Here is a 22,957-nt window from a genome sequence, read left to right as displayed (position 1 = left end):
GGTCGATCACGCCAGCCACCCCGCCTGTACGGCCAGGAACGCCGCCACCACCAGCAGCGCGCCGGTCAGGATCGAGGTCGCGTACGACCGGACGAAGCCGGTCTGCAGCCGCCGGAGCCGGCCGGAGCCACCACCGACCGCCGCGGCGAGGCCGTTGACCAGCCCGTCCACGCCCCGGTTGTCGAGGAAGACCAGCGCCCGGGTGAGGAAGACGCCCGGCTTCTCGAAGACCGCCTCGTTGAAGGCGTCCGTGTAGAGGTTGCGACGGGCGGCGGTGACCAGCACCCCGGCCGGCTGCGGCGCGGTGGCCGTGCCGCCCCGGAACAGGAACCAGGCCAGCCCGACGCCGAGCACCGTGACCAGCAGCGAGAGCGTGGTGATCACCGCGTGCGAGAGGACCGGGGCGTGCTCGCCGTGCTCGCCACCGAGGCCGGCGGTGGCGGTCAGCCAGTCCGGCACCGAGGTGGAGAGCAGGAAGCCGGCCCCGACCGAGCCGATGGCCAGCAGGATCAGCGGGATGGTCATCAGCGCCGGTGACTCGTGCGGGTGCTCGATCTCCTCGGTCCATCGCTTCGGCCCGTGGAAGGTGAGCACGAAGAGCCGGGTCATGTAGAACGCGGTCAGCCCGGCGCCGAGCAGCGTCGCGCCGCCGAAGAGCCACGCCGTCCAGTCGTCCCGCTCGAACGCGGCCACGATGATCGGCTCCTTGGAGAAGAAGCCGGAGAACGGGAACATGCCGATGATGGCGAGCCAGCCCATCATGAAGGTGATCCAGGTGACCTTCATGTACTTCGACAGGCCGCCGAAGCGGCGGATGTCGACCTGGTCGTTCATGCCGTGCATGACCGAGCCGGCGCCGAGGAACATGTTGGCCTTGAAGAAGCCGTGCGCCAGCAGGTGCACGATGGCCAGCGCGTACGCCGCGCCGCCCAGGCCGACGCCGACGAACATGTAGCCGATCTGGCTCACCGTCGACCAGGCGAGCACCCGCTTGATGTCGTCCTTGGCCGCGCCGATGACGCAGCCGACCAGCAGGGTGAGCGCACCGACGCTGACCACCACGAGTTGCAGAGTGGTGTTGGCCGAGAAGATCGGGTTGGACCGGGCGATCAGGTAGACGCCCGCGGTGACCATGGTGGCCGCGTGGATGAGCGCCGACACCGGGGTCGGGCCCTCCATCGCGTCCGGCAGCCAGGCCTGGAGCGGGAACTGGCCGGACTTGCCGGTCGCGCCGAGCAGCAGCAGCAGGCCGAGCACCAGCACGGTGGGCCCGGCCAGCGCGCCGATGCCGCTGAAGACCTCGTCGTACTGGGTGGTGCCGAGGGTGGCGAACATGATGAAGATGCCGATCGCCAGGCCGGCGTCGCCGACCCGGTTCATCAGGAACGCCTTCTTGCCGGCGGTGGCGGCGCTCGGCCGCTCGTACCAGAAGGAGATCAGCAGGTACGACGCCAGACCGACGCCCTCCCAGCCGAAGTAGAGCATCACGTAGTTGTTGCCGAGCACCAGCAGCAGCATGGCGGCGACGAACAGGTTGAAGTAGCCGAAGAAGCGCCGGCGGCCCGCGTCGTGCGCCATGTACTCGACCGCGTAGAGGTGGATCAGGAAGCCCACCCCGGTGATCAGCAGTACGAAGACCGCGGCCAGCGGATCGAAGAGCAGACCGAAGTCCACCCGCAGGTCACCGACCGTGATGAAGTCCCAGAGGCTCAGCTCGACCGACTTGTTCTCCAGCCCGCGCAGCTGGAAGAAGTAGGTCAGGCCCAGCACGAACGAGGCGCCGATGGCGGCCACCCCGAGCCAGTGCCCCCAGCGGTCGGCGCGTCGGCCGAGCAGCAGCAGGATCGCCGCGCTGATCAGCGGAATCGCCACGAGCAGCCAGACGCTGCCGAGCAGACCGTCCGCGACCGCATAGGTGACGGCCCCCGCCGGCTCGACCGGGGCGTTCGTCAGATTCTCTCCCACCGCAGGACCCCTCAGTACTTCAGCAGGTTGGCGTCGTCGACGCTCGCGGAGCGCCGGGTCCGGAAGATCGACATGATGATCGCGAGACCGACCACGACCTCCGCGGCCGCCACCACCATCACGAAGAACGCCATGATCTGGCCGTTGAGGTCACCGTTGATCCGGCTGAAGGTGACCAGGGTCAGGTTGGCCGCGTTGAGCATCAGCTCGACGCACATGAACAGCACGATCGCGTTGCGCCGGATGAGCACCCCGGCGGCGCCGATGGTGAAGAGCACCGCGGCGAGGACGAGGTAGTAGTTCGGCTCGACCGAGAAGAACTTCTCCATTACTGGGCCTGCCTTCCGTTCGCGGCTGCGGGGCTCCGCTTCGCTGCACTCCTCGTGCTCACCGGTCCGTGCCCTTCAGCGAGGTCTCCTCGGCGGTCAGCTCGCGTACCGGCAGGATCGCCGGGGTGCTGCGCTCGGTGAGCCGGCCGTCCGGCAGCCGGGCCGGGGTGGCCACCGAGGAGGAGGTGGCGAAGACGCCGGGGCCGGGCTTCGGACCGGGGTAGTTGCCCGGGGCGAAGCGCGCCCGCATCGTCGCCGGCTGGTCGAGCTTGTCCTCCTTGCGCCGCTCGATGTGCGCCAGCACCATCGCGCCGACCGCCGCGGTGATCAGCAGCGCCGAGGTCAGCTCGAAGGCGAAGACGTACTTGGTGAAGAGCAGCCGCGCGATGCCCTGCACGTTCCCGTCGGCGTTCGGCGTGGCCAGGCCGACCGCGCTGACGCCCTCGACCCCCCGGTACAGGCCCGTGCCGACCAGGCCGGCGAAGCCGAGCGCCAGCAGCAGCGCCGCCGTCCGCTGCCCGCGCAGCGTCTCGATCAGCGAGTCCGACGCGTCCCGGCCGACCAGCATCAGCACGAAGAGGAAGAGCATCATGATCGCGCCGGTGTAGACGATGATCTGCACCATGCCGATGAACGGCCCCGCCTGCAGGACGTAGAACACGCCGAGGCAGAGCATGGTCAGCACCAGCCAGAGCGCCGAGTGCACGGCGTTGCGGGCGGCGACCATCCCGATCCCGCCGAGCAGCGCGAGCGGGGCGAGGATCCAGAAGGTGACCGCCTCGCCGGTGGGCACCGAGCCCGCCGCGGCGAGCACCGTCTGCGTGGTCATGCCGAGCCTCCCTTGCCCGCTTCGGCCCGCTGGGCCGCCTGCTCGGCGCCCGGGAACGTCACGCCGGGGTGCTCCTCGACCGCGTACCCGCCGGGGCTCATCGGAGAGCGCTCCGCGCCGGCCGAGGTGCCCGGGTTGGTCAGCGAGCCGACGTAGTAGTCCTTCTCGCTCTCACCCAGCCGCATCGGGTGCGGAGGCTGCTCCATCCCCGGCAGCAGCGGCGCGAGCAGCTGCTCCTTGGTGAAGATCAGGTCCTGCCGGTTGTCCCGGGCCAGCTCGTACTCGTTGCTCATGGTGAGCGAACGGGTCGGGCAGGCCTCGATGCAGAGCCCGCAGAAGATGCACCGGGCGTAGTTGATCTGGTAGACGCTGGCGTACCGCTCACCCGGCGAGAAACGCTGCTGATCGGTGTTGTCGCCACCCTCGACGTAGATCGCGTCGGCCGGGCAGGCCCAGGCGCACAGCTCGCAGCCGATGCACTTCTCCAGCCCGTCCGGGTGCCGGTTGAGGATGTGCCGCCCGTGGTAGCGCGGCGCCGACACCGGCGGCTTGAACGGGTAGTCGGTGGTGACGACCTTCCTGAACATGTGCGAGAAGGTGACCCCGAAGCCCTTGAACGTTCCGGTAATCGCGCCCACGTCACACCTCCCTGGGGTCGGAGCCGGCGGCGATGTTGGCCGGCTCCCGCTCGGCGACCACGCGCGTGATGCGCGGGCTCGGTGGTACCTGGAGATCCATCGGCGGCAGCGGGAAGCTCCCGTGCGGCCGGCTGTCGACCTGTTCCTGCACGCTCGGCTTCAGCTGCGGCCGGCGGGTCGGCCAGAAGAGCGTGGCGATCAGCAGTACGCCGGCCGCGATGCCGACCGCCGTCAGCCTGCCCTTGGTGTCCCAGTCCTCGATCGAGCGCAGCCCGCTCAGCACCAGGATCCAGACCAGGTTGATCGGGAGCAGCACCTTCCAGCCGAGCCGCATGAACTGGTCGTAGCGCAGCCGGGGCAGCGTGCCACGCAGCCAGACGAAGACGAAGACCAGCAGGATCACCTTGCCGAAGAACCAGATCATCGGCCACCAACCGGAGTTGGCGCCCTCCCAGAGGGTGATCGGCCAGGGTGCCCGCCAGCCGCCGAGGAAGAGCGTCGTGGTGACCGCGGACATGGTCACCATCGACACGTACTCGGAGAGCATGAAGAGCGCGAACTTCAGCGAGCTGTACTCGGTCATGAAGCCCGCGACCAGCTCGGACTCCGCCTCGGGCAGGTCGAACGGCGCCCGGTTGGTCTCACCGACGGTGGCGATGAAGAAGATGATGAAGCTCGGCAGCAGCAGGATCGCGTACCAGCCGGGCGCCGGGATCTGCGTGCCGAAGATGGACAGCTGGGTGCCGTCGCCCTGCGCGGCGACGATCCCGCTGGTGCTCATCGTGCCGGCGGTCATGAACACCGCCACGATGCTCAGCCCCATCGCGACCTCGTAGGAGATCATCTGGGCGCTGGAGCGCAGACCGCCGAGGAGCGGGTAGGTGGAGCCGGAGGCCCAGCCGCCGAGCACGATGCCGTAGATGCCCATCGAGGAGCAGGCCAGCAGCACCAGCACCGCCACCGACACGTCGGTGACCTGCAACGGCGTCCAGTGGCCGAAGATGCTCACCATCGGGCCGAACGGCACCACCGACAGCGCGGTGACCGCGCAGATCACCGAGATGGTCGGCGCGAAGAAGTAGACGACCTTGTCCGCGGTCCGCGGCAGGATGTCCTCCTTGAAGGCCATCTTCAGGCCGTCGGCGAGGGTCTGCAGCAGGCCGAACGGGCCGACCTGGTTGGGGCCCGGCCGGACCTGCATGTAGCCCACCACGCGCCGCTCGAACCAGACGCCGAGCAGGGTGGCCAGCACCGCGAAGACGAAGGCGAAGAGCACCTTGCCCACGACGAGCCACCACGGGTCCTTGCCGAAGTCGGCCAGCGTCGGGTCCTGCGCCAGGTAGAGCGCGTTCATTGGACACCCCCGGAGTTGAGGAGCGGACCCGGAAGACCGGCCTCGTCCGCCGCCACCCGGTTGGCCGGCACGGCCGCGGTCGGGGCGGGAACGGAGATCCGGACCACCGCGCCGGACGTCGCGCCGAGGCTGCGTCGCACGGTGGCGCCGGGTGAGTTGGTCGGCAGCCAGACCACGCCGTCGGGCATCTCGGTGATGGCCGCCGGCAGGGTCAGGGCGCCCCGGTCGGTGCCGACCGTGACCGGGTCGCCGTCCGCGACGCCCAGCGCCTCGGCGGTGCCCTTGCCCAGCCGGGCCACCGGCGGGCGGGCGGTGCCGGCGAGGTGCTCGTCGCCGTCGGTGAGGCTGCCCAGGTCGATCAGCTGGTGCCAGGTGGAGAGCACCGCCTCGCCGGCGCCCGGGTGCGGCACGGTGACCGGAGCCACCGACGGCGCGGCGGGGCGCTCGGTCCGGGTGGGCGGCAGGGCCCCCAGCTCGCGCCGGACGCTGAGCACGTCGGCGGTGCCGAGCCGCACGTCGAGCTGCGCGGCGATCGCGTCCAGCACCCGGCCGTCGGTCATCGCCGCGGTCTGCAGCACGGCGTCGAAGGTGCGCAGCCGGCCTTCCCAGTCCACGAAGCTGCCGGCCTTCTCGACCGCCGGGGCGACCGGAAGGACCACGTCCGCCCTGCGGGCCACCGCGCTGAGCCGCTGCTCCAGGCTGACCAGGAACGGCACCGCGTCCAGGGCCTGCTCGGCCAGGCGCGGGTCGGCCAGGTCGGCCGGGTCGACCCCGGCCACCACCAGGGCGCCGAGCTGACCGTTGGCGGCCGCCGCGAGGATGCCGTCGGTGTCCCGGCCGGCCTGGCTCGGGATCACCCCGGCCGCGATGTCCCACATCTCGCCCAGCTCGGCCCGGGCGGCCGGCTCGGTGACCAGGCGCCCGCCGGGAAGCAGGTTCGGCAGGCAACCGGCGTCGACCGCGCCGCGGTCACCCGCGCGCCGCGGCACCCAGGCCAGCTTCGCGCCGGTACGCCGGGCGATGTCCGCGGCGGCGGAGAGCCCACCCGGCACCTCGGCGAGCCGCTCACCGACGATCAGGATGGCGGCCTCGGTGCTCAGCGCCTCGGCGACCGTGGCGTGCTCGGCGAGCACGCTGGCCTCCTCGCCCGGCACCACCCGGGCCAGCTTGGCGCCGAGCTTCTCCAGGCCCCGGGTGGCGAACGGCGCGATCGCGTAGACCGTCAGCGTCTTCTTGAGGTACGCCTTGCGCAGCCGCAGGAAGAGGATCGGGCACTCCTCCTCCGGCTCCAGCCCGACCAGCACCACCGCCGGCGCCTTCTCGACGTCGGCGTAGGTCACGTCGGTGACGCCGGCGACCGAGCTGGCCAGGAAGTCGGACTCCTCGCGGGAGACCGGCCGGGCGCGGAAGTCGATGTCGTTGGTGTTCAGCGCGACCCGGGCGAACTTGGCGTACGCGTAGGCGTCCTCGACGGTCAGCCGACCGCCGGTGAGCACCGCCGTGCCCCGCCCGGTGTCCCGGGCGGCGCGCAGCCCCTCGGCGGCCACCGTGAGCGCCTCGCTCCAGGACGCCTCACGCAGCTCGCCGGTCTGCTGGTCGCGGACCATCGGGGTGTTGATCCGGTCGAAGGCGCGGGTGTACTGGAAGCCCCACCGCCCCTTGTCGCAGTTCCACTCCTCGTTGACCGCCGGGTCGTCGCCGGCCAGCCGGCGCTGCACCTTGCCCCGCCGCCAGTCCGTGCGCTGCGCGCAGCCGGCCGAGCAGTGCTCGCAGACGCTCGGGCTGGACACCAGGTCGAAGGGGCGGGCCCGGAAGCGGTACTGGGCGCCGGTCAGCGCGCCGACCGGGCAGATCTGCACGGTGTTGCCGGAGAAGTACGAGTTGAACGGCACGTCGCCGGCGTCGCCCTCCTCGCCGTACGCGTCGTCCCGGTAGATGTTGATCTCTTCGGCGGAGGACCGGCCCATCAGGTCGATGAACTTGTCGCCGGCGATCTCCTCGGAGAACCGGGTGCACCGCTGGCAGAGCACGCAGCGCTCCCGGTCCAGCAGCACCTGGCTGCTGATCGGCAGCGGCTTCGGGTACTCCCGCTTGTGCTCGTGGAACCGGGAGTCGGTGCGGCCGGTCGACATCGCCTGGTTCTGCAGCGGGCACTCGCCGCCCTTGTCACACATCGGGCAGTCGAGCGGGTGGTTGAGCAGCAGCAGCTCCATCACCCCCTCCTGCGCCTTCTTGGCGACCGGGGAGGTGAGCTGGGTGCGGACCACCATGCCGTCGGCGACGGTCTGGGTGCAGGAGGCGACGGGCTTGCGCTGCCCCTCCACCTCGACCAGGCACTGCCGGCACGCGCCGGCGGGAGCCAGCAGCGGGTGGTCGCAGAATCGGGGGATCTCGGTGCCCAGCTGCTCGGCGACCCGGATCAGCAGCGCCCCCTTGGGGGCGGTGACCTCGACGCCGTCGATGGTGAGCGTGACGGTCTCGGTCGGCTTAACTACGTCGGTCATTAGTGGGCTCCCACCAGCTGCTTGTCCGACAGCTTCGGCGCCGTGCGCCCCTCGATGTAATCGAGGTAGTCCTGCTTGAAGTACTGCAGTGACGAGGTCACCGAGCTGGTCGCACCGTCACCCAGACCGCAGAACGAGCGGCCCAGGATGTTGTCGCAGGTGTCGAGCAGGGTGTCCAGGTCCTCGTGGGTGCCCTGACCGGAGAGGATCCGCCGGTACACCCGGACCATCCAGTAGTTGCCCTCCCGGCACGGGGTGCACTTGCCGCACGACTCGTGGTGGTAGAACTCCAGCCACCGGTACGTCGCGTAGACCGGGCAGTCCTGGTCGGAGAAGATCTGGGTGGCCGTGGTGCCCAGGATCGAGCCGGCCGCCGCCACCCCCTCGAAGTCCAGCGGCACGTCCAGGTGCTCGGCGGCGAGCAGCGGGGTCGACGAGCCACCCGGGGTCCAGAACCGCAGGTTGTGCCCCGGCTGCATCCCGCCGGCCAGCTCCAGCAGCTCGCGCAGCGTCACGCCCATCGAGCACTCGTACTGGCCGGGGTTGGCGACCCGGCCGGAGAGCGAGTAGATCATCGGCCCGGAGGACTTCTCCGTGCCCATGCTCTTCCACCAGTCGGCGCCACCGAGCACGATGTACGGCACGCTGGCGATGGTGCCGACGTTGTTGACCACCGTCGGGCTGGCGTACAGGCCGTGGGTCGCCGGGAACGGCGGGCGGAGCCGGGGCTGACCCCGGAAGCCCTCCAGCGAGTCCAGCAGCGCGGTCTCCTCACCGCAGATGTACGCCCCGGCGCCCGAGTGCACCACCAGCTCCAGGTCGAACCCGGTGCCCTGGATGTTCGTACCGAGGTAGCCCTTGGCGTACGCCTCCTGCACGGCGTTGCGCAGCCGCCGCGCGGCGTGCACGGCCTCGCCGCGGATGTAGATGTAGGCGCGGTTGGCCCGGATCGCGTACGAGGCGATGATGACGCCCTCGACCAGCGAGTGCGGGTCGTGCGTCATCAGCGGCAGGTCCTTGCAGGTGCCCGGCTCGCCCTCGTCGGCGTTGACCACCAGGTAGTGCGGCTTGCCGTCGCCCTGTGGGATGAAGCCCCACTTGAGACCGGTGGGGAAGCCGGCGCCACCGCGACCGCGCAGCCCGGAGTCCTTGATCAGCTGGATCAGGTCGTCCGGGTGGGCCTTGAGCGCCTTGCGCAGCGCCGCGTAGCCGTCGAGCTTCTCGTAGGTGCCGATCCGCCAGGCGTCCGGCGACAGCCAGCGCTTGGTCAGCACCGGCGTCAGCTTGGCCAGCGTCTCCGGCCGAGGAGTGGTCACTTCTGGACCCCCGTTTCGCTCGCTCCGGCGGGGCCGGCGCCGCCGGTGTCCGCCGACGCTTCGTTGAGGTTGCGCTCCTGCGCCCCGGCCTCGTCGCCGGCGGGCTTGCCGTCGCCGGCCGGCGGGTTCGCCGCCGTGCCGGCGGCCTCCGCCGCCTGCGCGTCCCGGGACGCCGGGGCGGTGGTGTCCACCGGAACCTTGGTGCCGGGGGCGTCCGCCACGGCGGTCGAGGCGTCGGGCTGCCGCGTCTCGGCCGCCCGGATCTCCGGCGACTTGTCGTCCGGGGCCTTCACGTCGCGGGTGGTGCTGCCGGTGGCCCGCTCCGGGGCTGCCGGCTCGCCGGCACCGGCGTTGCCCGGCGTACCCGTCGGGGTGGCGGCGCCGTCGCCGCCCTTGGCCACCGCGGCGGCCGGTGCCGGCTTCGCGGCCTCTGCCCTGGCCTTGGCCTCGGCGGCGGCCTTGTCGGCCTCGGCCTTGCTCCGGATCGGGGTCTTCGGGTCGAAGCCCGGCACCGAGATGCCGTGCTGCTGGGCCAGTCGCAGGCCGCGCAGGGTGGGCTCGCCCGGCCCGCCGTCGGCGACCGCGCCCTCGCGCTCGTCGGCGAAGCCGGCGAGCTGCACCGCCATCTCCTTGAGCGTGCAGAGCCGGGCGCCCCGGGTCGGCATCGGGCGGCCGCCCGCGCGCAGCTCGTCGACCACGCCGACCGCGGTCTGCGGGTCCACGCCGTCGAAGAAGTCGTAGTTGACGGTCATGACCGGCCCGTAGTCGCAGGCCGCCAGGCACTCGGCGTGCTCCAGGGTGATCGACCCGTCGGCGGTGGTCTCGTCGTGCCCGACGCCGAGGTGCTCGGCGAGGGTGTCGTAGACCTGCTGGCCACCGAGCACGTTGCACATGGTGTTGGTGCAGACGCTGACCAGCCAGTCACCGGTCGGCTTGCGCTTGTACATGGTGTAGAAGGTGGCGACCGCGCCGACCTGGGCCTTGTTCAGGCCCAGCACCTCGGCGCAGAACTCCACCCCGGCCGGGGAGACGTAACCCTCCTCGGCCTGCACCAGGTGCAGCAGCGGCAGCAGCGCCGAGCGGGACCGGTCGGCCGGGTAGCGCGCGATGATCTCGCGCGCCCGCTCCCGGGTCTCTTCAGTGAAAACGGTCATCGGTCACAACCACCCATCACGGGGTCCAGCGAGGCGCCACCGGCGATCACGTCGGCGATCAGGCCGCCCTCGGCCATCGCCGGAAGGGCCTGGAGGTTGACGAAGCTCGGCTCCCGGTAGTGCACCCGGTAGGGCCGGGTGCCCCCGTCGGAGACCGCGTGCACGCCCAGCTCGCCGCGGGGCGACTCGATGCCGACGTACACCTGGCCCGGCGGGACCCGGAAGCCCTCGGTGACGAGCTTGAAGTGGTGGATCAGCGACTCCATCGACTGACCCATGATCTTGGCGACGTGCTCCAGCGAGTTGCCCATCCCGTCGACGCCGATGGCCAGCTGCGCCGGCCAGGCGATCTTCCGGTCGGCGACCATCACCGGTCCCGGCTTGGCCAGCCGGTCCACCGCCTGCTCGACCAGCTTGAGCGACTCGCGGATCTCGGCGAGCCGGACCTGGTAGCGGCCCCACACGTCGCCGTCGGGGTGCGTCGGGACGTCGAACTCGTACGTCTCGTAGCCGCAGTACGGCATGGTCTTGCGCAGGTCCCAGGCGAGGCCGGCGGAGCGCAGCACCGGGCCGGTCACGCCGAGCGCCACGCAGCCGGTCACGTCGAGCACCGCGACGTTCTTGGTCCGCTCGACCCAGATCGGCTGACCGGAGAGCAGGTCCTCGTACTCCTTGAGCTTCTTCGGCATCATGGTGAGGAACTTGCGGATCTTGGCGATTGCCTCGTCCGGCACGTCCTGCGCCACGCCGCCCGGCCGCACGTACGCGTGGTTCATCCGCAGGCCGGTGATGTTCTCGAAGATGTCGAGGATGTACTCCCGCTCGCGGAAGCCGTACAGCATGATCGAGATCGCGCCCAGCTCCATGCCGGTGGTGGCCAGCCAGACCAGGTGCGAGGAGATCCGGTTCAGCTCCATCATCAGCACCCGGATGGTGGTGGCCCGCTCGGTGATCTCGTCGGTGATGCCGAGCAGCTTCTCCACCGCCAGCGCGTACGCCGTCTCGTTGAACAGCGGGGAGAGGTAGTCCATCCGGGTCACGAAGGTGCTGCCCTGGACCCAGTTGCGGTATTCGAGGTTCTTCTCGATGCCGGTGTGCAGGTAGCCGACGACCGAGCGGGCCTCGCGGACCGTCTCGCCCTCCAGCTCCAGGATCAGCCGGAGCACGCCGTGCGTCGACGGGTGCTGCGGACCCATGTTGACGACGATCCGCTCGTCGTTGATCGGGTCGGTGCCGGAGACGACGCTGTCCCAGTCGCCACCGGTGACGGTGAAGACCCGACCCTCGCTGGTCTCGCGCTCGGTCGCGTAGTTCGAAGTGGTCACTGGTACGACCTCCGTCGGTCCGGCGGCGGGATCTCGGCGCCCTTGTACTCGACGGGTACGCCGCCGAGCGGATAGTCCTTGCGCTGCGGGTGCCCCTCCCAGTCGTCCGGCATGAGGATCCGGGTCAGGTTGGGGTGGCCGTCGAAGACGATGCCGAACATGTCGTACGCCTCCCGCTCCTGCCAGTCCGCCGTCGGGTAGACCGAGGTGACGCTGGGCAGGTGCGGGTCCTCCGCGGGGACGGCCGCCTCCAACCGGACCCGACGCCGGTAGGTCATCGAGGTGAGCTGGTAGACCACGTGCAGGCGGCGGGCGTCGGCGCCGAGGTAGTCGACGCCGGAGACCGAGGAGCAGAGCTCGAAGCGGAGCGCGAGATCGTCCCGCATCACCTGGCAGACCTCGGCGATCCGCTCCGGGCGGACGTGCAGGGTCAGCTCGCCCCGGTCGACCACGACCTTCTCGATCGCGTCACCGAAGGCCGGGTAGGCCTCCTCCAGCGCGTCGTGGACCTCGTCGAAGTAGCTCCCGAACGGCCGGGACGCCGCCTCGATCGACCGGCGCGGGCGGACCAGGCCGCCGTAGCCGGAGACGTCGCCGGAGCCCTGGTTGCCGAACATGCCACGGCCGGCGGGGCTGGCCGGTGGGTATTCGGCGGGGGCGCCGCTGCTGGCACCGGGGGGCGTCACCGGTACCGGTACGCCGCCGTCGTTCGGCTTGTCATGAGGTGCGGTCACTTGTGGCCCCCGTGCGGCTGGAGGTGGGTCTGGGCCTTCATCCAGTTCTCGATCCGCAGCTGCTCCTCGCGGCCCTCGCGGACCGCCTGGGTCCACTCGGCCCGGCGGGCCTTGTCACTGCGGTACGACGACGGCATCGAGCCGTAGGGGACGACCGGCACGTCGCCGCGTTCCTTGCGCGCCTCGAGCATCTTGCGGCCGTTCGCGCCGAGCGGCTCGTACATGATCTTCTCGCGGAGCTTGAGGATCGCGTCGATGAGCATCTCCGGCCGCGGCGGGCAGCCGGGCAGGTACATGTCGACCGGCACGACGTGGTCGACGCCCTGCACGATGGCGTAGTTGTTGAACATCCCACCGCTGCTGGCGCAGACGCCCATCGAGAGCACCCAGCGCGGCTCGGCCATCTGGTCGTAGATCTGGCGCAGGACCGGAGCCATCTTCTGACTGACCCGGCCGGCCACGATCATCAGGTCCGCCTGGCGCGGCGAGGCCCGGAAGACCTCCATGCCCCAGCGGCCCATGTCGTAGTGCGGGCCGCCGGCCGCCATCATCTCGATGGCGCAGCAGGCCAGGCCGAAGGTCGCGCCCCAGACGGACGACTTCCGGGACCAGTTGACCAGCTTCTCCACCGAGGTGAGCAGGACGCCGGCGGGGAGCTTCTCCTCGATGCCCATCTGACGTTCCTTCCTCAGTCCCAGTCCAGGCCGCCGCGCCGCCAGACGTAGGCGTATGCGACGAAGACCGCGACGATGAACAGGACCATCTCCACGAAGCCGAAGATCGGCAGGGCGTCGAACGAGACCGCCCAGGGGTAGAGGAAGATGATCTCGATGTCGAAGACGATGAAGAGCATCGCCGTCAGGTAGAACTTGATCGGGAACCGCCCGCCGCCGACCGGCTGCGGGCTGGGCTCGATGCCGCACTCGTACGCCTCGAGTTTGGCCTTGTTGTAGCGCCGGGGACCGGCGAAGCGGGCGGCGGCCACGGAGAACAGCGCGAACGCCGCGGCGACGGCGAACAGCCCGATGATGGGTGCGTAAGGCGAGAGCGACATCTTCTTCTCCTGCTCGTCCTTCCCTGCCCTCGTGGTTGACGAAAATCACACTATTCACGTCCCCGACGACGGGCACCGCCGGGGGGCGGTCCTACACCGTGCCTGCTTCGTCCGCGACCGCGAGGCGCGCAAGCCGAGTCCTCGTGTTACACGGCCGGCGCCACCTTCGTCATCGCGTTGATGACCCGGTCCATCGCGTCTCCGCCGCGCGGATCGGTCAGGTTGGCCAGCAGCTTGAGTACGAAGCGCATCAGCATGGGGTGCGGCATGCCGTGCTTGGTCGCCATCCGCATCACCTCCGGACGGCCGATCAGCTTCACGAAGACCCCACCGAGCCGGTAGTAGCCGCCGAACCGGGCCTTCAGCTCCTGCGGGTACGCCATCAGCGCCCGCTCCCGCTCGGGGCCGGCCGGCCGCGCGAGGGCCTGCACCGCGACCTCCGCGGCCAGTTCGCCGGACTCCATCGCGTAGGCGATGCCCTCGCCGTTGAACGGGTTCACCATGCCGCCGGAGTCACCGACCAGCAGCACGCCGCGGGTGTAGTGCGGAACCCGGTTGAAGCCCATCGGCAGCGCGGCGCCGAGGATCGGGCCGTCGGCGTTCGCCTCGTCGGTCATGCCCCAGTCGGCCGGGGTGTTGGCCAGCCAGTCGGTGAGCAACCGGCGATAGTTGGTCTTGCCGAACGCGGACGAGGAGTTGAGCACGCCGAGGCCCACGTTGACGCGGCCGTCACCGAGCCCGAAGATCCAGCCGTACCCGGGCAGCAGGTTGTCGCCGCCCTCCTTGCTGCGCAGCTCCAGCCAGGACTCGAGGTAGTTGTCGTCGGCCTTGGCCGGCGAGTGGTAGTAGCGCCGGACGGCCACCCCGATCGGCCGGTCCTCCCGCTTGGCCAGCCCGAGCGCGAGCGGGAAGCGGCCGGAGACGCCGTCGGCCGCGACCACCAGCGGGGCGTGGAAGGTGCCGGGCGCCTTGTCCGGCCCGACCTCGGCCTGCACGCCGATCACCCGGCCGTCCTCGTCGAGCACCGGCCCCATGACGTTCACGCCGGTACGCAGCTCGGCGCCGGCGCCGACGGCCCGCTGCGCGAGCAGGTCGTCGAAGTCCAGCCGGGTGCGGACCAGGCCGTAGTTGGGGAAGCTCGCGAGATCGGGCCAGTCCAGCTCCAGCCGGACGCCGCCACCGATGACCCGCAGGCCCCGGTTGTGCAGCCAGCCCGCCTCGGGCGAGGTGTCCACGCCCATCCGGATCAGCTGGCGCACCGCGCGCGGGGTCAACCCGTCGCCGCAGACCTTCTCCCGCGGGAACTCGGTCTTCTCCAGCAGCAGCACCCGGACCCCGTGCCGGGCCAGGTGGTACGCGGTCGCCGACCCACCGGGACCGGCGCCCACGACGATCACGTCGGCGTCGTGCTCCACCGCGGTCATCCGCGCCTCCTCCCGACTGCTCGTGAAATGGTTCACAAGCCAGACGGTGGGAGTCTATGACCGGCGTCTCACCCCTGCCCGACCAGGGGTACCTAAGTTGCTGATGTGACAGCTGAGGGGCGTTTTCGTGCCCCTGATGTCAGGCCGCGCGCCCGTGAGATCAGGCCCGACTGGGGGCGTCCAGGCCGGCATCGACCCGGATCGTCTCGGGCAGGTGCTCGCGCAGCGCACCACCGGCCGCACGGTCGAGCGCCGCGAGCACCTCGGCGACCACCTGACGGACGTCGGCCGGATCGGCGCCGGCCAGCTCCCGCAGCTGCGTGATGAGTTCGGCCGCGTCGTCGTCGGTGGCGGCCGCGTGCTCCGCCCGCTCTGGTCCCGTCATGGGGGCGAGCTTACGGCGCAAAGTGGACTAAAATCGGATATTCACGAAAGAGGGTGCCAGACCCTAGCTGCGGATCGCCCGGTGCAGAGCGACGACACCGCCGGTCAGGTTGCGCCAACCCACCCGCTGCCAACCCGTCGCGCCGATCCGCCCGGCCAGCGCCGCCTGATCCGGCCAGGCCCGGATCGACTCGGCCAGGTAGACGTACGCCTCCGGGTTGCTGGAGACCGCGCGGGCCACCGCCGGCAGCGAACGCATCAGGTACGACAGGTAGACCGTGCGGAAGGCCGGGTTGACCGGGGTGCTGAACTCGCACACCACCAGCCGGCCGCCGGGCCGGGTGACCCGGGCCAGCTCACGCAACGCGGCGTCCGTGTCGGTCACGTTGCGCAGCGCGAAGGAGATGGTCACCGCGTCGAAGCTGGCGTCGGCGAACGGCAGCCGCAGCGCGTCCCCGGCCAGCAGCGGCACGCTGGGGCGACTCTGCTTGCCGGCGTACAACATGCCGAGCGACAGGTCGGCGCCGACCGCGTACGCCCCGGACTGGGCCAACTCCTCGGTCGAGACCCCGGTGCCCGCGCCCACGTCGAGCACCCGCTCGCCCGGGCGCAGCCCGAGCGCGGCCCGGGTCGCCCGCCGCCAGGACCGGTCCTGTCCGAAGGAGAGGACGGTGTTCGTCAGGTCGTAGCGCGCCGCCACGCCGTCGAACATCGCGGCGACCTCGTGCGGCTGCTTGTCCAGGCTGGCCCGCTGGCCGTGGGGGGTACGACTCACCCCTCCACTCTGCCAGCCCGACCCGCACGCCCGGCCGCAGGCCCCCACCACGCACGGAGGGCGGGGTGGTCGCCCACCCCGCCCTCGCGTTCCGTTCTGATCAGTTCTCGGACTTCTCGTCGCCCGGCGCCACCAGTACGACCTTGCGCCGGCGGGAGACCAGCAGCAGCACGCCACCGGCCAGCAGGACGGCCGCACCGATGCCACCGATCAGGCCGGCCTGCACGCCGGTCACCGGCAGACCGCCGCCACCACCGCTGCCGCCACCGGTGCCCGGGGTCGGCGTGGCCGTGGGCGCGCCGGTCGGCGTCGGAGTCGGGGTGGGCTGAGCGGACAGGTCCACGAACGCCTCGAAGGTGGTGTGGTTGTCCAACTCGTCGGCCTCGGTGAACGCCTTCCGCTGCTGCGCGCCGGCGACCTCCGGCTCCTCCTCCGGCTGCCCCTCGGCAACGTCCAGCCCGTACGCGAACAGGTCGCCCTCGTGCAGCACCGGCTCGGTCACGCCCTCGCCGACCTTCACGGTGACGTCCGCCGTGTAGTACTGGCCGGGCTTGACGACGGCGCCCGCGTCCTCGCAGAACAGCTGCGCCTTGCCGAGGAACTCCTGCTCCAGGCAGCCCTCCGGCTTCTGCACGAAGCTGACGCCGGCCGGCAGGGTGAGCCCGTAGAAGATCCCGGTCGCCTTGCGGCTGCCGTCGTTGTAGACCGCCCAGTCGAGTGGCACCGTCGCACCGCGCGGCACCGGCTTCAGGTCCGGCTCGTCGACGACCGCGCCGTTGACCACGACGTTGGCCTGCACGTCCTGCGCCCACGAGGTGAGGTCGTAGCCGGCCTTCACCACGGTGATGTCGTGGTCGACCTCGTCCCCATCGGCGTTGTCCGCCTTGATGGTGACCTTCAGGGTGCCGGCGGCACCGCGACCACCGGTGGAGAAGAGCGGGATGCCGAAGCGTTCGCTCGTGCCGCCCGGCAGGTCACCGAGCAGGCAGGTGTAGGTCGCGCCGGTCACCTCGCAGCCGTCCGGCACCACGAAGCCGACCTTCTTCGGCTTGAGACCGGTCGTGTCGACGGTGACCGTGACGGCCTTCGCGTCGACCGACGCGAGATTCTCGACGTTGAACTGGAACGGCTTGGCCTTGGCCTGCTTGACGCCCTTGGCCAGGTCGTAGCTGACCGGGGTCAGGGCGAGGTCCGCCTGGTCGGCGGCGTACGCCGGGGCGGCCACGGTGGCCAGACCACCGGCCGCGAGCAGGACCGCGACGCCGGCACGCGCCAGCGTCGAACGGTGGAACGCTGTCATGGGTCGTCCCTCGGGGTAGGGAAGAAGAGTGGTTGCGGAACCGAGCGGACGCTATCCGAGGTCGATCTCCGGCACCAGCGTGGGCGGCGGGTTTCATCCGTCCGGTCCAGAGCGCATAGACAGTACGGGCGGGATGGTCGCCCATCCCGCCCGCGCTGCCCTGCGTTATGTGAACGGCCCTCACAGGCCGATGGAGGACCGCCTCGGGGCGATGCTCTGCTCGTCGCCGATCACGGCCGCCGCCGCGCGACCAGGCTCATCACACCACCGTGACCGGCACGGCCGCGCCGATTCGGCTCGGTATGCCGGCGCACGTTAGCGGCCGGGCCGCACCCACGCCACCCCACGCCGGACGGGTCAACCCGATCACAGCAGGTCGATGTCCGGGTTTGCCGGGGCTTGCGCCGACCCGTACCCCGGTGACGATGGCCGGGTCGCACCCAGGTCGATCCGTTCGGCCGACCAGGGCGTCGGCCGTCCGATGCCGGGGCGGCGGGCGGGCCGCGTCAGGTCAGCGGACGTCGACCAGCGGCAGCGGCTTCCCGGCGCCACCGCCGGGCATGGCGATCGAGGAGAAGTGCGAGACGACGCGCTCGTCGGTCGGGTCGTCGGCCGGCGTGTGGTGCACGGCGAGCCGGTGGTAGAGCGTGTCGCGCTGGGCCGGAATCCGGCCGGCCGAGCGGATCATGCCGATCAGCTCGTGCAGATTGGACCGGTGTCGAGCGCCGGCGGAGGAGATGACGTTCTCCTCCAGCATGATCGAACCGAGGTCGTCCACGCCCATGTGCAGCGCGAGCTGGCCGACGTCCTTGCCGGTGGTCAGCCAGGACGCCTGCAGGTGCGGCACGGTCTCGAAGAAGAGCCGGGCCACCGCGACCAGCCGCAGATATTCCAGCGTGGTCGCCTGGGTGCGTCCCTTGAGGTGGTTGTTCTCCGGCTGGTAGGTCCAGGGGATGAAGGACCGGAAGCCACCGGTGCGGTCCTGCACGTCGCGGATCATCCGCAGGTGCTCGATCCGCTCGGCGTTGGTCTCGCCGGTGCCCATCATCATCGTCGCGGTCGACTCGAGGCCCTGCCGGTGCGCCAGCTCCATCACCTCGAGCCAGCGTTCGCCGGACTCCTTCAGCGGGGCGATCGCCTTCCGCGGCCGCTCCGGCAGCATCTCGGCGCCGGCGCCGGCGATCGAGTCAAGCCCGGCCGCCTTGATCCGGGCGATCGCCTCGTCGAGGCTGACGCCGGAGACCTTGGCCATGTGCAGGATCTCGCTCGGCCCGATCGAGTGGATGACCAGCTGCGGATAGGCCTGCTTGACCGCGGAGAAGAGCTCCTCGTAGTACTCCACGCCGTAGTCCGGGTGGTGCCCGCCCTGGAGCATCACCTGGGTGGCACCCAGCTCGACCGCCTCGCCGCAGCGGCGCAGGATCTCCTCGGTCGGGTGGGTCCAACCCTCCTTGTGCTTCGGCGCCCGGTAGAAGGCGCAGAACTTGCACGCCGTCACGCAGACGTTGGTGTAGTTGATGTTGCGGTCGATCAGGTAGGTGACGATGTTGTCCGGGTAGCGCCGCCGGCGTACCGCGTCGGCCGCCTCGCCCAGGGCGTGGAAGGGCGCCTCGGTGTAGAGCAGCAGGGCCTCCTCGGGCGTGATCCGCCCGCCGTCCGCGCCGCGCTGCAGGATGTCGTCGATCTCCCGGCTCACCGTCACGCCCCCGAGCCTACGTCGCCCCGCCGACCCGCCACACGCCACTCCATCCCCCGGTGACCCACACCCCAAGACCCCTCCCACGCCGATCATGCAGTTGTGGTGCCTCACGTAAGCCGCGAAGCGGGCGCGATCGGGCACCACGACTGCATGATCGCCACGGGAGGCGTGGTGGTCAGGCGTCGTAGTCGACGGTCAGGCGGTCGGTGAGGGGGCTGGACTGGCAGGTCAGGACGTAGCCGGCGGCCACCTCGTCGGGCTCCAGGGCGTAGTTGCGGGCCATGGTGACCTCGCCGTCGACGACCTTCGCCCGGCACGTCGAGCAGACGCCGCCCTTGCAGGCGTACGGCAGCTCGCCGCGGACCTTGAGCGCCGCGTCCAGCACCCGCTCGTCGCGGCGCATGGTGAAACTCGACGACCGGCCGTCCAGAGTGATGGTCACCTCGGCGCCGGCGCCGGGCTCGTCACCGGGGCGGCGCGGCGGCTCCGGCGGGGCGTCGACGTGGAACAACTCGGTGTGCACCGCCGAGTCGGGCACCCCGCGCCCGGCCAGCACCTCCCGGACGTCGAGCACCATGCCGTACGGGCCGCAGAGGAACCACTCCTCGATCCGCTCCCCGGGCACGATGGTCTCCAGCAACCGGCCCAGCCGGTCGGCGTCGATCCGCCCGGAGAGCAGCGGCGACTCGCCCTGCTCACGGGAGAGCACGTGCACCAGGTGCAGCCGGGTCGGGTAGCGGTCCTTCAGGTCGGCCAGCTCCTCGGCGAACATCACCGTGTTCGCCGTCCGGTTGCCGTACACCAGGGTGAAGGTGCTGGCCGGCTCGACGGCGAGCGCGGTCGCGACCAGCGCGAGCACCGGCGTGATGCCGGAGCCGGCGACCACCGCGCCGTAGTGGCGGACCCGGGCCGGGTCGAAGGCCGTGCTGAAGTTGCCGAGCGGGGGCAGCACCTCGACGGTGTCCCCGCCGCGCAGCGCGCCGCAGGCGAACGTCGAGAAGGCGCCGCCGGGCACCTCGCGCACCCCGATCCGCAGCCGGCCGTGCCGGGCCAGCTCGTCCGGAGTGGAGCAGATGGAGTACGAGCGGCGCACGTCCGCGCCGTCGTCGAGGGCGGGGCGCCGGACGGTGAGGTGTTGGCCGGCGCGGAACGCGAACGTCTCCCGCAGCTCCGCGGGCACCGCGAAGGTGACCGCCACGGCGTCGTCGGTGAGCCGGTCGACGGCGGCGACCGGCAGCGGGTGGAAGACCGGCCGGCGGCGGACCGGCCGGGTGATGGTGACTGTCACAGCGCCTTCAGGTGGTCGAAGGGTTCGGAGCAGGAGCGGCACCGCCAGAGCGCCTTGCACGCGGTGGAGCCGAACCGGCTGAGCTGCTCGGTCTCCGGCGATCCGCAGCGCGGGCAGCGCACCGCGAGGGTCAACGGCACGACGCCGCCGGCCCGGACCGGCCCGGGCGGGGCGATCCCGGCGGCGGCCAGCTTGGCCCGGCCGGATTCGGTGATCCAGTCGGTGCTCCAGGCCGGACGGTGGACCGTCCGGACCTCGGCGTCGGGGTGGCCGGCCACGGCCAGCGCCCGGCGGATGTCGGCGCGGATCACGTCCATCGCCGGACAGCCGGTGTAGGTGGGGGTGATGGTGACGACCACCCGGCCGGTCGCCGGGTCGGCGTCGACCGCCCGCAGGATGCCCAGCTCGTCGATGGTGAGCACCCGGATCTCCGGATCCACCACCGACGCCACGGCCTCCCTCGGGTCGGTCACCAGCGTGCTCCCGGGTGGGCGCGGTGCAGCACCTGCATCTCGGCGAGCAGGTACGACAGCTCCTCGGTGTGCACGCCCTGCCGCCCGCCCGCCGGCGCCCAGCGGGTCTCCGGTCGGGTGATCGTGGCCTCGGTCAGCACGGCGGCCACGGTGGCGTCGAAGTCCGCCCGGAGCGTGGCCGGGTCGACCGGTGCCGCCGGGTCGGGTGCGAACAGCTCCCCGACGTACGGCCAGACCTGGTCGACCGCCGCCTGCATCCGGCGGTGCGACTCCTCGGTGCCGTCGCCGAGACGCCGCACCCAGAGCGAGGCGTGGTCCAGGTGGTACGCCGACTCCTTGCGCGCCTTGGCCCCGATCGCGGCCAGCCGCTCGTCGGCGCAGCCGGCCAGCGCGGTGTAGAGCGGCAGCTGGTAGGCGGCGAGGAAGAGCAGCTTCGCCATGGTCACCGCGAAGTCGCCGTTGGGCAGCTCGACCAGGAGGCAGTTGCGGAACTCCCGGTCGTCGCGCAGGTACGCCAGCGCGTCCTCGTCCCGGCCGGCGCCCTCCAGCTCGCCCGCGTACGTCAGCAGCAGGCGGGCTGCGCCGAGCTGGTCGAGGGCGATGTTGGCCAGCGCGACGTCCTCCTCCATCTCCGGCGCGCGGGTGGTCCACTCGGCCAGCCGCTGCGCGGCGATCAACGCGTCGTCGCCGAGCGCGAGCGTGAAGTCGAACGGGCCGTTCACGCCATCGCCTCGCTTCGCCCGGCGGTGGCGCGAAGGGCCCCGTTGCTGAGCCGGCCGGTTCGCTCGCTCCGCTCGCTCACAGGTGGGCCACCCCGTCCGGCACGTCGTAGAAGGTGGGGTGGCGGTAGACCTTGTCCGCCGCCGGGTCGAAGAAGGCGTCCTTCTCGTCCGGACTGGACGCGGTGATCGCGCCCGCCGGCACCACCCAGATCGACACGCCCTCCTGTCGCCGGGTGTAGAGGTCCCGCGCGTTGCGCAGGGCCAGCTCGGCGTCCGGCGCGTGCAGGCTGCCCACGTGGGTGTGCGACAGCCCGCGCCGGGCCCGGACGAAGACCTCCCAAAGAGGCGAATGACCGGTCACGCTGGGCTGGTCCGTTCGCTCGCTGCGCTCGCTCACGCGGCCACCGTCTCCTTCTCCTCGGCCCGCTTGGCCGCGTACGCCGCGGCCGCCTCGCGCACCCAGGCGCCGTCGGCGTGGGCCTGCCGCCGGTGCGCGATCCGCTGCCGGTTGCAGGGCCCGTCGCCCTTGATCACCCGCATCAGCTCGTCGTAGTCCGGCTGGGTGTAGTCGTGCGACTGCCGCTCGTCGTTCCAGCGCAGCGCCTCGTCGGGGATGCGCAGCCCGAGGATCTCGGCCTGCTGCACGCACATGTCGACGAAGCGCTGACGCAGCTCGTCGTTGGAGAAACGCTTGATCTTCCAGGCCATCGACTGCTCGGAGTGCGTCGAGTCGCCGTCGGGCGGGCCGAACATCGCCAGCGACGGGTACCACCAGCGGTCCACCGCGTCCTGGGCCATCGCCTTCTGCGCCGGAGTGCCGTGCGCCAGCGTGTGCAGGATCTCGTAGCCCTGCCGCTGGTGGAACGACTCTTCCTTGCAGACCCGGATCATCGCCCGGGCGTAGGGGCCGTAGGAGCAGCGGCAGAGGGGCACCTGGTTGACGATCGCGGCGCCGTCCACCAGCCAACCGATCGCGCCGACGTCGGCCCAGGTGAGGGTCGGGTAGTTGAAGATCGAGCTGTACTTCTGGCGGCCGTCGAGCAGCAGCTGGACGAGCTCGTCCCGACTGATGCCGAGGGTCTCGGCGGCCGCGTAGAGGTAGAGGCCGTGCCCTGCCTCGTCCTGGACCTTGGCGAGCAGGATCGCCTTGCGCTTGAGCGACGGCGCCCGGCTGATCCAGTTGCCCTCCGGCTGCATGCCGATGATCTCGGAGTGGGCGTGTTGGGCGATCTGCCGGATCAGCGTCCTGCGGTAGGCCTCCGGCATCCAGTCGCGTGGCTCGATCTTCTGATCCGCCGACACGACCTCGGCGAAGTACGTCGCCAGGTCCTCGTCCGGCGCGGGTCCGCCGCGTCGCTGCCGCGCCGCCGCCTCGCGCAGCGCAACTTCCGCCGCCTCGACCTCGCCGAGCAGGCCGCCGCCGGGTGCGTCCTCCGGGGCGCCGAAGTCGTTGCCATACATGAGGACAAGTGTTACAGCTCGCGACTCAATAAACCAGAGGGTGTAACAGGAATCCGAAGCTACCTTCCGTCACGGAACCACCGCTTCCAGTGGCCGGAATCTCCCGATCGGTCCTATGACTTGGCTCACGAGGCGAAGATGAATCCCCACAGAGGCCGCATAGCGGGCCGATCTCCCGCCTTCATGGCAAGTTGCCAGGTGGCGGATCCTGGCGCACACCGGATCCAGA

Annotated in this window: 22 protein-coding genes; all 22 read right to left on the bottom strand. The window is 71.1% G+C overall.

Translation table 11 applies throughout. The annotated features are described in order from the left end of the window. Positions 1 to 6: 6 nt before the first annotated feature. The 22 genes from nuoL to paaA all read right to left on the bottom strand — a co-directional run bounded on the left by nuoL (position 7) and on the right by paaA (position 22,728). A complete protein-coding gene (nuoL, locus tag ACIP9D_RS06830) occupies positions 7 to 1,965 on the bottom strand; it encodes an NADH-quinone oxidoreductase subunit L (protein WP_350868072.1) in 1,959 nt (652 codons plus the stop codon). An 11-nt stretch (positions 1,966 to 1,976) separates the two neighbouring features. Beyond that, positions 1,977 to 2,294, bottom strand: coding sequence for an NADH-quinone oxidoreductase subunit NuoK (gene nuoK / locus ACIP9D_RS06825; protein WP_350868074.1), 318 nt, complete (start codon positions 2,292 to 2,294; stop codon positions 1,977 to 1,979). A gap of 58 nt (positions 2,295 to 2,352) precedes the next feature. Next, positions 2,353 to 3,123 (bottom strand): NADH-quinone oxidoreductase subunit J, encoded by a 771-nt coding sequence (locus ACIP9D_RS06820; protein WP_350868076.1) that lies wholly within the window; start codon positions 3,121 to 3,123, stop codon positions 2,353 to 2,355. Then, the gene (gene nuoI, locus ACIP9D_RS06815; RefSeq protein ID WP_350868078.1) at positions 3,120 to 3,761 is read right to left on the bottom strand and encodes an NADH-quinone oxidoreductase subunit NuoI; all 642 of its coding nucleotides are present in this window, start codon (positions 3,759 to 3,761) and stop codon (positions 3,120 to 3,122) included. The genes ACIP9D_RS06820 and nuoI overlap by 4 nt, the downstream gene beginning before the upstream one ends. A gap of 1 nt (position 3,762) precedes the next feature. Further along, the gene (gene nuoH / locus ACIP9D_RS06810) at positions 3,763 to 5,115 is read right to left on the bottom strand and encodes an NADH-quinone oxidoreductase subunit NuoH (RefSeq protein ID WP_350868080.1); all 1,353 of its coding nucleotides are present in this window, start codon (positions 5,113 to 5,115) and stop codon (positions 3,763 to 3,765) included. Further along, positions 5,112 to 7,619: an NADH-quinone oxidoreductase subunit G gene (locus ACIP9D_RS06805; RefSeq protein WP_350868081.1), complete on the bottom strand. Its 2,508-nt coding sequence runs from the start codon at positions 7,617 to 7,619 to the stop codon at positions 5,112 to 5,114. Before ACIP9D_RS06805 ends, nuoH begins: the two co-directional genes overlap by 4 nt. After that, positions 7,619 to 8,935, bottom strand: coding sequence for an NADH-quinone oxidoreductase subunit NuoF (nuoF, locus tag ACIP9D_RS06800; protein WP_350868083.1), 1,317 nt, complete (start codon positions 8,933 to 8,935; stop codon positions 7,619 to 7,621). Before nuoF ends, ACIP9D_RS06805 begins: the two co-directional genes overlap by 1 nt. After that, positions 8,932 to 10,089: an NADH-quinone oxidoreductase subunit NuoE gene (nuoE, locus tag ACIP9D_RS06795; protein WP_350868085.1), complete on the bottom strand. Its 1,158-nt coding sequence runs from the start codon at positions 10,087 to 10,089 to the stop codon at positions 8,932 to 8,934. The genes nuoF and nuoE overlap by 4 nt, the downstream gene beginning before the upstream one ends. Further along, positions 10,086 to 11,414: an NADH-quinone oxidoreductase subunit D gene (locus tag ACIP9D_RS06790; protein ID WP_350868087.1), complete on the bottom strand. Its 1,329-nt coding sequence runs from the start codon at positions 11,412 to 11,414 to the stop codon at positions 10,086 to 10,088. Before ACIP9D_RS06790 ends, nuoE begins: the two co-directional genes overlap by 4 nt. Next, positions 11,411 to 12,148, bottom strand: a complete 738-nt coding sequence (locus ACIP9D_RS06785) for an NADH-quinone oxidoreductase subunit C (protein WP_350868089.1) — start codon at positions 12,146 to 12,148, stop codon at positions 11,411 to 11,413. The genes ACIP9D_RS06790 and ACIP9D_RS06785 overlap by 4 nt, the downstream gene beginning before the upstream one ends. Further along, positions 12,145 to 12,822 (bottom strand): NADH-quinone oxidoreductase subunit B family protein, encoded by a 678-nt coding sequence (locus tag ACIP9D_RS06780; RefSeq protein ID WP_350868090.1) that lies wholly within the window; start codon positions 12,820 to 12,822, stop codon positions 12,145 to 12,147. Before ACIP9D_RS06780 ends, ACIP9D_RS06785 begins: the two co-directional genes overlap by 4 nt. A gap of 14 nt (positions 12,823 to 12,836) precedes the next feature. Then, positions 12,837 to 13,202 (bottom strand): NADH-quinone oxidoreductase subunit A, encoded by a 366-nt coding sequence (locus ACIP9D_RS06775; protein WP_350868092.1) that lies wholly within the window; start codon positions 13,200 to 13,202, stop codon positions 12,837 to 12,839. A 146-nt stretch (positions 13,203 to 13,348) separates the two neighbouring features. Further along, positions 13,349 to 14,626, bottom strand: coding sequence for a geranylgeranyl reductase family protein (locus ACIP9D_RS06770; protein ID WP_350868094.1), 1,278 nt, complete (start codon positions 14,624 to 14,626; stop codon positions 13,349 to 13,351). 160 nt (positions 14,627 to 14,786) lie between these two features. Further along, on the bottom strand, positions 14,787 to 15,011 hold the full coding sequence (locus ACIP9D_RS06765; RefSeq protein ID WP_350868095.1) for a hypothetical protein: 225 nt from the start codon (positions 15,009 to 15,011) through the stop codon (positions 14,787 to 14,789). A gap of 63 nt (positions 15,012 to 15,074) precedes the next feature. Continuing rightward, positions 15,075 to 15,785 (bottom strand): demethylmenaquinone methyltransferase, encoded by a 711-nt coding sequence (locus tag ACIP9D_RS06760; protein ID WP_350868097.1) that lies wholly within the window; start codon positions 15,783 to 15,785, stop codon positions 15,075 to 15,077. A 100-nt stretch (positions 15,786 to 15,885) separates the two neighbouring features. After that, complete coding sequence (locus tag ACIP9D_RS06755; RefSeq protein ID WP_350868099.1) at positions 15,886 to 17,085, bottom strand: cell wall anchor protein; 1,200 nt, start codon at positions 17,083 to 17,085, stop codon at positions 15,886 to 15,888. A gap of 511 nt (positions 17,086 to 17,596) precedes the next feature. Next, positions 17,597 to 18,787 carry a cyclic dehypoxanthinyl futalosine synthase gene (gene mqnC, locus ACIP9D_RS06750; RefSeq protein WP_350868101.1) on the bottom strand — a complete coding sequence of 397 codons (1,191 nt, stop codon included), beginning with the start codon at positions 18,785 to 18,787 and terminating at the stop codon, positions 17,597 to 17,599. Positions 18,788 to 18,959: 172 nt separating this feature from the next. Then, positions 18,960 to 20,072 (bottom strand): 1,2-phenylacetyl-CoA epoxidase subunit PaaE, encoded by a 1,113-nt coding sequence (gene paaE / locus ACIP9D_RS06745; RefSeq protein WP_350868103.1) that lies wholly within the window; start codon positions 20,070 to 20,072, stop codon positions 18,960 to 18,962. Beyond that, positions 20,069 to 20,545 (bottom strand): 1,2-phenylacetyl-CoA epoxidase subunit PaaD, encoded by a 477-nt coding sequence (gene paaD, locus ACIP9D_RS06740; RefSeq protein WP_350868105.1) that lies wholly within the window; start codon positions 20,543 to 20,545, stop codon positions 20,069 to 20,071. Before paaD ends, paaE begins: the two co-directional genes overlap by 4 nt. Next, complete coding sequence (paaC, locus tag ACIP9D_RS06735) at positions 20,542 to 21,267, bottom strand: 1,2-phenylacetyl-CoA epoxidase subunit PaaC (RefSeq protein WP_350868106.1); 726 nt, start codon at positions 21,265 to 21,267, stop codon at positions 20,542 to 20,544. Before paaC ends, paaD begins: the two co-directional genes overlap by 4 nt. 76 nt (positions 21,268 to 21,343) lie before the next feature. After that, positions 21,344 to 21,664, bottom strand: a complete 321-nt coding sequence (paaB, locus tag ACIP9D_RS06730) for a 1,2-phenylacetyl-CoA epoxidase subunit PaaB (RefSeq protein WP_350868107.1) — start codon at positions 21,662 to 21,664, stop codon at positions 21,344 to 21,346. Next, positions 21,661 to 22,728 (bottom strand): 1,2-phenylacetyl-CoA epoxidase subunit PaaA, encoded by a 1,068-nt coding sequence (gene paaA, locus ACIP9D_RS06725; protein ID WP_350868109.1) that lies wholly within the window; start codon positions 22,726 to 22,728, stop codon positions 21,661 to 21,663. The genes paaB and paaA overlap by 4 nt, the downstream gene beginning before the upstream one ends. Positions 22,729 to 22,957: the final 229 nt, after the last annotated feature.

This window comes from Micromonospora sp. NPDC093243, assembly GCF_044753725.1.
Lineage (GTDB): Bacteria > Actinomycetota > Actinomycetes > Mycobacteriales > Micromonosporaceae > Micromonospora.
This window is presented reverse-complemented; position numbering and strand designations above follow the sequence as displayed.